Source organism: Curtobacterium sp. AB451, assembly GCF_050585845.1.
In the GTDB taxonomy this organism is placed as follows: domain Bacteria; phylum Actinomycetota; class Actinomycetes; order Actinomycetales; family Microbacteriaceae; genus Curtobacterium.
Genome location: NZ_JBOBQG010000003.1, coordinates 350028 through 362432 on the forward strand (window position 1 = coordinate 350028; position 12405 = coordinate 362432).

A 12405-nucleotide genomic window follows, 5' to 3' on the forward strand; every position below is an offset into this window, starting at 1 on the left:
AGGATGCTGACGTGGTCAACCCTACCGGGACTCCTGGTCCTCTGCGACCGTCCGACCGGACGGTGCACGACCGCCGGCGACGGCGCCGAGCACGCCGTTGACGAACCCCGCGGACTCCTCCGTCGAGAGCGACTGGGCGAGCTCGACGGCCTCGGCGATCGCGACCGCGTCCGGGACCTCCGGGTTGAACCGGAGCTCCCAGACGCCCATGCGCAGGATGCAGCGGTCGAGCACCGGCATGCGGGCGATCGACCAGCCCTGGGCGTGCTCGACGATCACCGCGTCGATCTCGTGGCGCGCGTCGTCGATGCCCGTGACGATCTGACGGGCGTAGTCCCAGCTGGAGGCGCGCTCCGGCTGGTCGAGGTGACGGACGGTCTCGGTGGCGAGGACGTCCGCGATCGGGAGCTCACGCACCTCGGCCACGTACAGCATGTCGAGGGCGCGCTTGCGGGCCTTCGAACGAGCACTCATACGGCCGGCGCCTAGGAGTTGACGCGGCCGAGGAAGCTGCCGTCGCGCGTATCGATCTTCACCGTGGTGCCGCTCTCGAGGTAGAGCGGGACCTGGATGCGGTGACCGGTCGCGATGATGGTCGCGTCCTTCGTGCCACCGGACGAGCGGTCGCCCTGCAGACCGGGCTCGGTCTCGACCTCGGTCACGATCGACGTCGGGAGCTCGACGTAGAGCGGGTTGCCCTCGTTCATCGCGATGGTGACCATCGCGGACTCGAGCAGGTAGTTCTTCGCGTCGCCGACGACCGTCGCCGAGACCGGGATCTGGTCGTAGGTGTCGGTGTCCATGAACACGTACGAGTCGCCGTCCTCGTAGAGGAACTGGTAGTCACGGCGGTCGACCGTCGCGGTGTCGATCTTCGCACCCGCGTTGAAGGTGCGGTCGACGACCTTGCCCGACACGACGTTCTTCAGCTTGGTGCGGACGAACGCGCCGCCCTTGCCCGGCTTGACGTGCTGGAACTCGACGACCGACCAGAGCTGCCCGTCGATGATGAGAACGGCGCCGTTCTTGATGTCAGTGGTACTGGCCATGAGTCTTCGATGTCCCGTTCGATCGTGTTGTGAAGGTCTGCGGACCGCGCTGGGTCCCGGACGAGTGTAGCGGACCGGTCGGCGGGCCCCGCGCGGGTGCGCTGGAGCCCGCCGTGGGTCACTCCCGCCGTCGCGCCCGGATCGCGTCGACGGCCGCCCACACGAGCAGCACCACCGCCGCTCCCCCGAGCAGCCCGCCGGCGACCCCCGTCGACATGACCGCGGTCGGGCGGGCCGGCAGGGTGAGGTAGACGAGCGACAGCACGCCGGCGCCGGCGCCGAGCAGCACGAGCAGCACCCGACGGACGACACCGTTCAGCGTGCGTCGGTCACGGCGGTCCGCGAACAGCCGGATGTTGACCGAGAGCTTCCCGGTCTCGATCGCCTCGCCGATGCGGTCGACCCGCCGCGGGAGCCGACGGACGGCCGAGACGGCGCCGAACAGCTCGCGGACGGCCACGTCGCGGATCTTGCCGGGACGCAGCTGGTCGCGGATCTGCTCGGAGGCGAGACCCCGTGACTCCTCGAGCAGGTCGAACGAGGGCGCGAGGGTGCGGAGCGTTCCCTCGAAGATCGCCAGGGCGCGCGCCGCGGCGACGAAGTCCGGTGGCGCCTTGAGCCGGTACCGGCCGAACACCGCGACGGCGTCGTCGACCGTCTCGACGCCGATCCGCGCCCCGGGGCCGAGCTCGTCCGCGACGAAGCGCGCGATGTCCCGGCGGAAGCCCGGTTCGTCCTGGGCGTCGCGGACCGGGGCCATCCGGAGGACCGCGTCGGCGATCCGCGAGGTGTCGTCCTGGATGTAGGCGGCGAGGAGCTCCTGCACGACGTCGCGCAGGCCGGGATCGAGCCGTCCCACCGACCCGAAGTCGATCAGGGCGGGGCGGCCGTCGGGCAGCAGCAGGACGTTCCCCGGGTGCAGGTCACCGTGGTAGATCCCGTCGAAGACGACCTGTCGCAGGAACGCCCGGAGGATCGCCCGCATCGGCTCGTCGAGGTCGCGGTCGCTGCGCTCGGCACGGATGGCGCTGAGGGTGTCCCCCTCGAGGTACTCCATCACGAGCACGCGGCGACCGGAGAGCTCCGGGTACGGGTCGGGGAACCGCACCTCGTCGGGGCGTGCGCTCCGGCGCTGGGCGGCTCGCAGCGCCTCGAGGTTCCGGAGCTCCGAGCTGAAGTCGACCTGGCGCACGAGGTCGTCGGCGTACTGCTGGGCGACGTCCTGCACGCCGACCTGGCGCGCCTCGGTCGACCAGCGGGCCATGAAGCGCACGACGCGGAGCGCGATGTCGACGTCCCGGCGCACGGCGCGGTCGATGCCGGGCCGCTGCACCTTCACGGCCACGCTCGTGCCGTCCGCGAGACGTGCCCGGTGCACCTGCGCGATGGACGCGGCGGCGACCGGGACCGGGTCGAACGCCGCGAAGACCTGGTCGACGGGTGCGCCCAGCTCGCGCTCGAGCAACGCCGTGACCTCGTCCGCGGGAGCCGGGCTCACGTTCCGCTGCAGGTGCGCGAGGCCCTCGGTCCACTCCTCGGGCAACAGGTCGTCACGCGTCGACAGGAGCTGTCCCATCTTCACGAAGCCGCCACCGGCCTCCTCGAGCGCGCGGCGGAGGTGCTCGGCCTGGCTGCGGCGCAGGTCGGACGTCGCCGGGTCGTGCGAGAAGTCGAGCCGACGGAAGGGCACGAGTCCGTGTCGGCGGGCGATCGAGAGCAGTTCGGTGAACCGGCGGGCACGGGACCGGACGGTCCCGGCATCGGTGGCGTCCGGTGTGGACAGGTCGCTCAGGCGTGGCGGGGTGGGCACGGGTCCCAGTCTGCTCCCCCGTCCTGCGTGGTCGGTCCTCCACAGCCCGGAGGCGCGGCTCGCCCTCCACTGGTCGGCCGATGCCCGCCGTCCCCTCGCCTCCGCTGCATCAGGCTGCGGTCATGGAGACAGCACTCGTCACGGCGCTCATCGCCGCGGGCGCGGCGATCGCGGCCGCCGTCGTCAGCTGGTTCGGCGCGTTCCAGAACCGCAGGACAGCCGATCGCGACCACGCCTGGCGGCGGCTGACCTGGGCGATCCGGCGCGCCGAGACGCAGTCGGAGTACGACATTTCGAGAACTGTGCTCGAGCGTCTGATGAAAGTACCGTGGGCGCCGAAACCCGACCGGAACCTCGCTCGACGGGCACTCCGGCGGCACGGGTTCGAGCACGTTCGCGACCGAGAACCGGAGGCCGACTGATGCCGCTCTTCCGTCCACTGCCCGACGCACCCCAGTTCAAGCTCGACGGCACCGACGAGGACGACGCGATCCTCGACGCGTGGGTCGACGGCGCCACCCTGGCGGAGTGGTACGAGGTCGAACGGACCGGAGTCGTCACCGTGTCGATGCGGGTGAAGTGGTGGTGGCGACGGACCCGACGTGTCCTCCGCTGAGCTAGACCCCGACCTCCTGGTAGGCGGTGAAGAGCAGGTGGTCCTCGGGTCCCTCGAGCGTGAGGGGCTTGCCGACGGCGTCGAGGATGATGAACCGGAGCATGCCGGCGCGGGCCTTCTTGTCACGACGCATCGTGGCGAGCAGCCCCTCCCAGCGGCCGATGCCGTACGTCGTCGGCAGTTCGAGGGACTCGAGGATCGAGCGGTGCCGGTCGACCGTGGCGTCGTCGAGGTGCCCGGTGAGGCGCGCCAGCTCGGCGGCGAACACCATGCCGACCGCGACGGCCGCGCCGTGCCGCCACTGGTACCGCTCGGCGTGCTCGATCGCGTGCCCGAGGGTGTGGCCGTAGTTCAGGATCTCGCGGCGGCCCTGCTCGGTGAAGTCGTCCGAGACGACCTGTGCCTTCAGCGCGATCGCGAGTTCGACGACGCGGCGGAACTCGGGCGTGGTCGGGTCGGTGACGCGGGCGACGTCGGCCTCGATGACGTCGAGGATCTCCGGCACGGCGATGAACCCGGCCTTCACGATCTCGGCGAAGCCGGTGAGGATCTCGTTGCGGGGCAGGGTGGCGACGAGGTCGATGTCGGCGACGACCGCGCGGGGTGCGAAGAAGGCGCCGACGAGGTTCTTGCCCTCGTTCGTGTTGATGCCGGTCTTGCCGCCGACGCTGGCGTCGACCATCCCGAGCACGCTCGTGGGGATCGCGATGTACGGGACCCCGCGCAGCCAGGTCGCCGCGACGAACCCGGCGAGGTCGGTCACGGCGCCGCCGCCCAGGCCGATCACGGCGTCGGTGCGGGTGAAGTCCGACTGCCCCATGATCTGCCAGCAGAACGCGGCGACCTCGACGCGCTTGGCGCCCTCGGCGTCGGGGACCTCGGCGATGAGCGCCTCGAGGCCGGCGTCGACGAGCAGGTCCCGGAGCGCGTTCGCCCGGGCGCCCAGCGTCGGCGCGTGCACGATGAGGACCTTGGCGACGCGGGGACCGAGGAGTGCCGGCACCGAACCGAGCAGGCCGTTGCCGACGGCGACGACGTAGCCGTCCTCGCCGCCGACGCGGATCTCGGTGGTTCCGTCGGGCAGGACGGACTGGGTCGTCTCGGTCACGCTGTTCCTTCGCTCGTGGGGGTGCCGGTGGTGGACGGCCGGTGTCCGTCCCGCAGCCAGGCGACGACGTCGTCGACGACGTGCGACATGGGCCGGCGTGAGGTGTCGAACACCGCGTGCGCGAGTTCGGCGTAGGTCGCCGCTCGCGCGTCCATGATGGTCTGCCAGGCGTCGATGCCGCCGTCGGCCAGCAGCGGGCGGTCACTGCCGGCGATCCGGTCGGCGACCGCCTCGGGCGAGACGGTCAGGAGGACGATGCGCGCGCCGACCATGGCCTCGCGCGTGTCGACGTGCGTCACCGCGCCGCCACCGACGGCGATCACGCCACCGCGCGCGACGGCCGCCCGCACGGCCTCGGCCTCGAGCGCGCGGAACGCCGGCTCGCCGCGGTCCGCGAAGATCCCGGGGATCGGGCCGTGCTCGCGGACGATCGCCCGGTCGGTGTCGGTGAACGGCACACCGAGGGCCTTCGCCACGCGCTTGCCGACGCTCGACTTGCCGGCGCCCATCGGTCCGATGATGACGACCGGTGCCGCGTGACCGGCCGACGGCGAACCCGCCGCCGGCTCGGGTGTGTGCGTCACCAGGCCGGCGTGTGCTCGGCGGCCTCGGTGCTGCGGGTGCGCAGCGTCTCCGGGATGGACGCCAGGTACGCCTCGAGGTTCCGCTTCGTCTCGACGACGTTGTCGCCGCCGAACTTCTCGAGGACGGCGTCGGCGAGGACGAGCGCCACCATGGCCTCGGCGACGACGCCGGCAGCGGGGACCGCGCACACGTCGGACCGCTGGTGGTGCGCCGAGGCGTCCTCACCCGTGGCGACGTCGATGGTGTGCAGCGCGTGCGGGACCGTCGCGATCGGCTTCATGCCGGCGCGGACACGCAGGACGGTGCCCGTGGACATGCCGCCCTCGGTGCCGCCGGCGCGGTCGGACGTCCGGTAGATCTCGCCGTCCTCGCGGAAGAGCTCGTCGTGCGCCTCGGACCCGCGGCGGGCAGCGGTCGCGAAACCGTCGCCGACCTCGACGCCCTTGATGGCCTGGATGCCCATGATCGCCGCGGCGAGGCGGGCGTCGAGGCGACGGTCCCACTGCACGTGCGAACCGAGCCCCGGCGGCACGCCGTAGAACAGGACCTCGACGACACCGCCGAGGGTGTCGCCGTCCTTCTTCGCGGCCTCGACCTCGGTGACCATGCGGGCCGACGTCTCGGCGTCGAAGCAGCGCAACTGGTCGTCGTCGAGGCGGTCGACGTCGTCGGGCATCGGCAGCGCGGTGCCGTCCGGGACACGGACCGTCCCGACCTGCAGCGTGTGCGCGACCGAGCGGATGCCGAGCTCGGCGAGGAAGGACTTGGCCACGGCACCGAGGGCGACGCGCGCGGCCGTCTCGCGCGCACTCGCACGCTCGAGGATCGGGCGGGCCTCGTCGAAGCCGTACTTCTGCATGCCGACGAGGTCGGCGTGGCCGGGACGCGGTCGGGTCAGCGGGGCGCTGCGACCGCGGGAGGCGTCGGTCTGCTCGACGGGCTCGGGGTTCATGACCTCGACCCACTTCGGCCACTCGGTGTTGCCGATGCGGATCGCGATCGGGCTGCCGAGCGAGTACCCGTGACGGACACCACCGGAGACGTGCAGTTCGTCCTGCTCGAACTTCATGCGGGAGCCGCGGCCGTAGCCGAGCTTGCGACGCGCGAGATCGGTACGGATGGACTCGAACGACACCGGGACACCCGCGGGCAGGCCCTCGAGCATCGCGATCAGTTCGGGTCCGTGGGACTCACCAGCAGTCAACCAACGAAGCATGGTGTCCATCTTCCCACAGCCCGGGTGCCGTGCGACGCCCCCGGGCTACTGGTAGTCGGGGTGCGCCCGGAGCCACGCCTGGAACTGGTCCACGGCGACGAGGTGCTGGGCGTACGTGTCCGAGAAGACCGTCTCGCCGGTCTCGAGGTTCACCGTCACGAAGTACAGCCACTTGCCCTGCGCCATGTTCGTGACGGCCTTGATCGCGATGTCGCCCGGGTTCGAGATCGGCGCCGGCGGCAGGCCGTCGTGCACGTAGGTGTTGTACCTGTTCGACGCGTCCTTCCGTTCGGCGTCGGTGGTCGTCACCCGGTGGGTGTTCCCCGTGCCGTAGGCGACCGTCGCGTCCGACTGCAGCGGCATGTCGATGTCGAGCCGGTTCTGGAAGACCCGCGCGACCTTGGGGTAGTCGGCCGCGAGGCCTGCTTCCTTCTGCACGAGCGAGGCGAAGATGATGACGTGCTCCTGGTCGGCCTCGGCCACGCCGGCCGCCGACAGGTGCTCCTTCATGGTGTCGACCATCGACTTGAAGTACTGCGTGGCGGTCCACCCGGGGTTGATCGGGTAGGTCGCCGGGAAGAGCCACCCCTCGAGCGTGGTCACGTTCGACGGCAGGTCGTAGGCGCTGAGGTCCTTCGCGGCGGCGGAGACCTCGGCGGCGGAGAGTCCCGCCTTCGAGACCATGCCGGCCTCGATGTCCTTGAGCGCCGTGCCCTCGGGGATCACGATCGAGGCCTGGACCCGGTTGTCCTTGTCCTGCAGGGCCGCGAGTGCCGCCTTCGAGCTCATCTTCTTCTTGAGCGAGTACGAACCCGGCTGGAACTGGACGTCCGGGGACGCGAGCAGCAGCTTGTAGAAGACCTTCGAGTCCTTCACGACCCCGCTGCGCTGCAGGGTCGCGGCGACGTTCTCGCCGATGTCGCCCTGCTTGATGGTGATCGTCACCTTGCTGGTGCCGTCGCCGGAGTAGTCGTCGGGCTCCTGGGAGCCGCTGATCGCCGCGACCACCTGCTGGATCTTCGGGGCCGCGAACGCGTAGGCCGACACCCCGACGGCGAGGACCACCGCGACGATGACGATGCCCGCGATCAGCGGGCCGCGACGCCGCTTCGGACGCGGTTCACGCGGGCCGCGTGGCGGCCTGGAGGCGCCCCCGCGTCCACCGCGACCGCCGCGACCGCCGTCTCCCGCGCCTCCGGGGCCGTGGCCGGTCTGGTCGGGTCCACCGACGCCCGCAGCGGCGGCCGCACCGCCAGCCGAGTCCCCGCGCGCCGCGGCGCGCTGGCCGTCGTCGACACGGAGCTCCCCGGTGAGGAGGGCGTGCACGTCCGGGTGCAGTTCGTCGGGTGAGGACGCCACCGGGGCGTCCGCCGCGGCGGCGCGACGGTCGACGTCGGCTCGGCCGAGGTCGGGACGGTCGGTGCTCGGCCCGGCCGCGTCGGTGCTGGCCGGGCTCGCGTCCGCTGGCTCCGCGTCGGTGCGTGCACGCGCGGCTTCGGCCGCGCGTGCTTCGCGTCGGGACATCGGTCGACCGGTCGCGTCCGGGTCGGGGGTCTCCGCACGGTCGGAAGTCGTCTTCCGCCGCTCGGCGTCGTTGCCGGGCGCGATGATCGCGTTCCAGTCCAGGTCGTCTGCCAACGGTCCTCGGGTCTCTCGGTCGGGAACTCCGCCTGGGCTCGGTGTGCTGGGCGACGGTGTGGCAGCCGCGTTCAGGCGAGCACTGCGATGGTCCGCAGGTTCAGGGGAGCGTGGCCCCGGGTGGGGCACTGGCCGCACGCTCGTGGTCGAGCGCGTGTTGCAGAATGATAACAGCGGCCGCTTGGTCGATCACGGCGCGGGACTTCTTCGTGTTCTTGCCGGCCTGGTGGAGGCCGCGCTGGGCCGTCACGGTCGAGAGCCGCTCGTCGACCAGGCGCACCGAACGGTGTTCCGCCAGGCGCTCCGCGAACTCCCGGGCGTCCGCCGTGGACGGGGTGTCCCCGCCCGACATCGAGAGCGGCAGCCCGACGACGATCTCGATGACGTCGTACTCCTGGGCGATCTCGAGGATCCGCCGCACGTCCGTGGCGGCGTGACGGGCGACCGTCTCGACGGGCGTCGCGAGGAGCCCGTCACGGTCGCACACGGCGACCCCGATCCGGGCGCGGCCGACGTCGACGCCGAGCCGGCGCCCGGAACGGATCGCCACGGTCAGGCCGCGAGCCGGTCGGTGACCGCGCGGAGGGCCGCAGGGAGCGCCGACGCGTCAGTGCCACCGCCCTGCGCGAGGTCCGGCTTGCCGCCGCCACCGCCACCGAGGACGCCGGCGGCCTCCTTCGCGAGCGGTCCCGCCTGCACACCCGCGGCGCGGGCCGCGTCGTTCGTGGCGACGATCACGACGGGCTTGTCGTTGATCACCGCGCCGAGGACGACCACGGCCGCGCCGTCGCCGAGCTGGCCGCGCACGCCGGTCGCGAGCGCGCGCAGGTCGTCACCGGACTGCAGGCCCTGGACGGACTCCGCCACCACGGTCGTCGCGCCCACCGTGGTCGCCTGGCGGGCGATCGCCGGGACACGCTGCTGCAGGTTCGCCGACTCGAACTCGGCGACGCGCTTCTGCGCCTGACGGAGGTCCTCCATCAGGGACTGCACGCGGGAGGGCAGGTCCTCCCGGGGGGCCTTGAGGGCGCTCGACAGCTGGGACACGATGGTGCGCTCGACCGCGAGGTCACGGAAGCCCTCGAGCCCGACGAGCGCCTCGACGCGACGGTTGGTCGAACCGACGCTCGACTCCCCCACGAGGTTGACGAGGCCGACCTGCGCGCTGGATGCGACGTGCGTGCCACCGCAGAGCTCACGCGACCACGGGCCGCCGATGTCGACCATGCGCACCTCGGAGCCGTACTTCTCGCCGAAGAGCGCCTGCGCACCGAGGGACTTCGCCTCGTCGAGCGGCAGCACCCTGGTCGAGACCTCGAGGTCGGAGCGGATCGCGGCGTTGACGACCTCCTCGATCTCGGAGCGGGTCTCGAGCGACACCGGCTGCGACCACGAGAAGTCCAGGCGCATGTAGCCCGACTTGTTGTACGAACCGGCCTGCAGCGCCTCCGGGCCGAGGATGTCCCGCAGCGCCGCGTTCACGAGGTGGGTCGCGGAGTGCGCCTGGGTCGCGCCCCGGCGGTACTCGGCGTCGACGACGGTCGTCGCCGGCGCACCGACCCCGACCTCGCCCGAGCGGACCTGGACGGTGTGGCTCCAGAGACCGGCGACGGGACGCTGCACGTCGAGCACCTCGAGGTCGAAGCCGTTGCCGACGATCGAGCCCTGGTCGGCGTCCTGACCACCGGACTCGGCGTAGAGGGAGGTCTCGCCGAGGATGACCTCGGCGATGTCGCCCGCGACCGCGCGGTCGACGCTCACGCCGCCGACGATGATGCCGAGGACGTTCGTCTCGGCCTCGAGTGCGTCGTAGCCGAGGAACACCGTCTCGCCCTTGGCGCGGAACGCGCTGTAGACGCTGAGGTCGGCGAGGGCGGTCTTCTTGCTCTTCGCGTCCGCCTTGGCCCGCGCACGCTGCTCGGACATCAGGGTCTCGAACGCGGTGCGGTCGACCCGGACGCCGGCTTCCTCGGCCATCTCCATGGTGAGGTCGATCGGGAAGCCGAAGGTGTCGTGCAGCAGGAACGCCGTGTCGCCGCCGATCGAGGGCGCACCGTCCTGCTTCGCGCGCTCGACCGCGACGTCGAGGATCGTCGTGCCCTGCGCGAGCGTGCGGAGGAAGGTCTCCTCCTCCGCGTAGGCGATGCGCGCGATCCGGTCGTAGTCGCTCGCGACCTCGGGGTAGGCGTCGCGCATGGCGTCGCGGGACTCGGGGAACAGCTGCGGGAACGTCGCGCCCTCGACACCGAGGAGCCGCATCGCACGCACGGTGCGGCGGAGCAGGCGACGGAGGATGTACCCGCGTCCCTCGTTCGACGGGGAGACGCCGTCGGCGATGAGCATGAGCGCCGACCGGACGTGGTCCGCGATCACGCGCATCCGGACGTCGTCCTCGTGCACGGCGCCGTACCGGCGCCCGGAGATCTCCGCCGCCTTGTCGAGGACCGGCCGCACCTGGTCGATCTCGTACATGTTGTCGACGCCCTGCTTGATGAAGGCGACGCGCTCGAGCCCCATGCCGGTGTCGATGTTCTTGTTCGGCAGCTCGCCGGTGATCTCGAAGTCGTACTTCGAGCGGACGTCGGCGATCTGGTACTGCATGAACACGAGGTTCCAGATCTCGACGTAGCGGTCGTCGTCGGTCGCCGGACCGCCGTCGATGCCGTACTCGGGACCGCGGTCGAAGAAGATCTCCGAGCAGGGGCCCGCCGGACCGGGCTGACCGGTCGACCAGTAGTTGGTGTCCTTGCCGAGCCGCTGGATCCGCTCGTCGGGGAGCGAGGAGTGCGCCTTCCAGAACGCGATCGCCTCGTCGTCGTCCTCGTACACGGTGACCCACAGGTCGTCGGGCGAGAAGCCGAGGCCGCCGTCGGACTCCGGCGTCGTCAGGAACTGCCAGGCGAACTCGATCGCCTGTTCCTTGAAGTAGTCGCCGAACGAGAAGTTGCCGTTCATCTGGAAGAACGTGCCGTGCCGCGGGGTCTTGCCGACCTCTTCGATGTCGTTCGTGCGGATGCACTTCTGCACGCTCGTGGCGCGGGGGTACGGCGCCGGGATGAGTCCGGTCAGGTACGGGATGAACGGCACCATGCCGGCGACCGTGAACAGGAGCGAGGGGTCGTCCGAGACGAGCGAGGCGGACGGGACGACGGTGTGTCCGCGGTCGCCGAAGAACTGGAGCCAACGGCGGCGGATCTCTGCGGTCTGCATGGTGCTTCCTGATTCAGGTTCGGCGGGAGAGTGTGCGTCGAGGAGGACGTCAGACGTCGGTGCGGAGCTCGGCCTCGCGGGAGCGGTAGCCGTCCGCGACGGCGCCGGTGAAGGCCTTCGTGCGAGCGTTCACGTCGGCGAAGAACCGCGCACCACCGGGGGTGTTCGCGACCTTGTGCGCGACGGCGAACCCGATGACGACGCCGACGGCGACGAAGAACAGCTGCTTCACGGTGCCTCTCCCTCTGCGCACGCGAGCGGTGCGTGCCCAGACGATCCTACCGGCGGTGCCGACCGGGGACGCCGAACGGCGGGCCGTCCTGCTGAGAGGACGACCCGCCGTTCGGGTGTGATCAGGGGATCAGCGAGCTGCGTAGTACTCGACGACGAGCTGCACTTCACAGGTCACGGGGACCTCGGCGCGCTTCGGACGACGAGCCAGGCGGGCCTGGAGCTTGTCGATCTCGACCTCGAGGTAGCCCGGGACCTTCGGCAGGACTTCCTGGTGCCCACCGGCGGCGGCGACCTGGAACGGCTCGAGGGACTCGGAGCGCTGCTTCACGTGGATGAGCTGCCCCTCCTTCACGCGGAAGGACGGACGGTCGACGAGCTTGCCGTCGACGAGGATGTGGCGGTGCACGATCAGCTGACGGGCCTGCGCGGTGGTGCGGGCGAAGCCGGCACGCAGCACGAGGGCGTCGAGGCGCTGCTCGAGGAGCTCGACCAGGTTCTCACCGGTCAGGCCCTTCGTCTTGCGGGCCTCTTCGAAGACGATGCGGAGCTGCTTCTCGCGGATGCCGTACTGGGCGCGCAGACGCTGCTTCTCACGGAGACGGACGGCGTAGTCGCTGTCCGCACGACGGCGGGTGCGGCCGTGCTCACCGGGGCCGTAGGGGCGCTTCTCGAGGTAACGGGCCGCCTTCGGCGTCAGCGGGATGCCGAGCGCGCGCGAGAGGCGGGTCTTGCTGCGGGTACGTGACTTGGTAGACACAGGGTCCTTTTCTCTGTCTGAACTGAATGACTCGAGGGGAACCGCTCGACCATGGGAAACGAGACACACGGAAGGAACGAGCCCCGACGACGGGATCCAGAGGGATGAGCCTGTGGGATCGGACGGCTACAGTCCGAACCTCTGCCCCCGTACCACCGGAGTGGCACTCTGTCCTCGACGCA

13 protein-coding genes are annotated in these 12405 nt (G+C 71.1%); 2 read left to right on the top strand and 11 right to left on the bottom strand.

Going from position 1 to position 12405, the window contains the following annotated elements:
- Positions 1-21 precede the first annotated feature (21 nt).
- The 3 genes from nusB to ACQXVK_RS08645 all read right to left on the bottom strand — a co-directional run bounded on the left by nusB (position 22) and on the right by ACQXVK_RS08645 (position 2859).
- The gene (gene nusB, locus ACQXVK_RS08635; protein ID WP_402263220.1) at positions 22-474 is read right to left on the bottom strand and encodes a transcription antitermination factor NusB; all 453 of its coding nucleotides are present in this window, start codon (positions 472-474) and stop codon (positions 22-24) included.
- A gap of 11 nt (positions 475-485) precedes the next feature.
- Complete coding sequence (efp, locus tag ACQXVK_RS08640) at positions 486-1049, bottom strand: elongation factor P (protein ID WP_022906721.1); 564 nt, start codon at positions 1047-1049, stop codon at positions 486-488.
- A gap of 118 nt (positions 1050-1167) precedes the next feature.
- Positions 1168-2859, bottom strand: a complete 1692-nt coding sequence (locus ACQXVK_RS08645; RefSeq protein ID WP_430853286.1) for an ABC1 kinase family protein — start codon at positions 2857-2859, stop codon at positions 1168-1170.
- A gap of 122 nt (positions 2860-2981) precedes the next feature.
- Here ACQXVK_RS08645 and ACQXVK_RS08650 point away from each other — a divergent pair, with 122 nt between their 5' ends.
- Positions 2982-3281, top strand: coding sequence for a hypothetical protein (locus ACQXVK_RS08650; protein WP_430853287.1), 300 nt, complete (start codon positions 2982-2984; stop codon positions 3279-3281).
- The gene (locus ACQXVK_RS08655; RefSeq protein ID WP_022908381.1) at positions 3281-3475 is read left to right on the top strand and encodes a hypothetical protein; all 195 of its coding nucleotides are present in this window, start codon (positions 3281-3283) and stop codon (positions 3473-3475) included. Before ACQXVK_RS08650 ends, ACQXVK_RS08655 begins: the two co-directional genes overlap by 1 nt.
- 1 nt (position 3476) lies before the next feature.
- Here the strand turns inward: ACQXVK_RS08655 and aroB are convergent, their stop codons facing one another.
- From aroB to rpsD, 8 genes are all read right to left on the bottom strand, one after another.
- Positions 3477-4559 (bottom strand): 3-dehydroquinate synthase, encoded by a 1083-nt coding sequence (gene aroB, locus ACQXVK_RS08660; RefSeq protein WP_430853442.1) that lies wholly within the window; start codon positions 4557-4559, stop codon positions 3477-3479.
- A gap of 20 nt (positions 4560-4579) precedes the next feature.
- Positions 4580-5167 carry a shikimate kinase gene (locus tag ACQXVK_RS08665; RefSeq protein WP_430853288.1) on the bottom strand — a complete coding sequence of 196 codons (588 nt, stop codon included), beginning with the start codon at positions 5165-5167 and terminating at the stop codon, positions 4580-4582.
- Positions 5164-6384, bottom strand: a complete 1221-nt coding sequence (gene aroC, locus ACQXVK_RS08670; RefSeq protein WP_022908378.1) for a chorismate synthase — start codon at positions 6382-6384, stop codon at positions 5164-5166. Before aroC ends, ACQXVK_RS08665 begins: the two co-directional genes overlap by 4 nt.
- A 45-nt stretch (positions 6385-6429) precedes the next feature.
- Entirely contained in the window at positions 6430-8022 is a 1593-nt protein-coding gene (gene mltG / locus ACQXVK_RS08675; protein ID WP_430853289.1) for an endolytic transglycosylase MltG, read from the bottom strand.
- Positions 8023-8122: 100 nt separating this feature from the next.
- Complete coding sequence (gene ruvX / locus ACQXVK_RS08680) at positions 8123-8566, bottom strand: Holliday junction resolvase RuvX (protein WP_430853443.1); 444 nt, start codon at positions 8564-8566, stop codon at positions 8123-8125.
- A gap of 8 nt (positions 8567-8574) precedes the next feature.
- Positions 8575-11232 carry an alanine--tRNA ligase gene (alaS, locus tag ACQXVK_RS08685; RefSeq protein WP_430853290.1) on the bottom strand — a complete coding sequence of 886 codons (2658 nt, stop codon included), beginning with the start codon at positions 11230-11232 and terminating at the stop codon, positions 8575-8577.
- Between the two features lie 49 nt (positions 11233-11281).
- Positions 11282-11464 (bottom strand): hypothetical protein, encoded by a 183-nt coding sequence (locus ACQXVK_RS08690; protein WP_022905491.1) that lies wholly within the window; start codon positions 11462-11464, stop codon positions 11282-11284.
- A 129-nt stretch (positions 11465-11593) separates the two neighbouring features.
- Positions 11594-12223, bottom strand: a complete 630-nt coding sequence (rpsD, locus tag ACQXVK_RS08695; RefSeq protein WP_022905490.1) for a 30S ribosomal protein S4 — start codon at positions 12221-12223, stop codon at positions 11594-11596.
- Positions 12224-12405: the final 182 nt, after the last annotated feature.

Excerpts from the sequence above, each read along its gene's own strand:
- nusB (WP_402263220.1), bottom strand. The coding sequence starts at position 474 with ATGAGTGCTCGTTCGAAGGCCCGCAAGCGCGCCCTCGACATGCTGTAC.
- efp (WP_022906721.1), bottom strand. The coding sequence starts at position 1,049 with ATGGCCAGTACCACTGACATCAAGAACGGCGCCGTTCTCATCATCGAC.
- ACQXVK_RS08650 (WP_430853287.1), top strand. The coding sequence starts at position 2,982 with ATGGAGACAGCACTCGTCACGGCGCTCATCGCCGCGGGCGCGGCGATC.
- ACQXVK_RS08655 (WP_022908381.1), top strand. The coding sequence starts at position 3,281 with ATGCCGCTCTTCCGTCCACTGCCCGACGCACCCCAGTTCAAGCTCGAC.
- aroC (WP_022908378.1), bottom strand. The coding sequence starts at position 6,384 with ATGCTTCGTTGGTTGACTGCTGGTGAGTCCCACGGACCCGAACTGATC.
- alaS (WP_430853290.1), bottom strand. The coding sequence starts at position 11,232 with ATGCAGACCGCAGAGATCCGCCGCCGTTGGCTCCAGTTCTTCGGCGAC.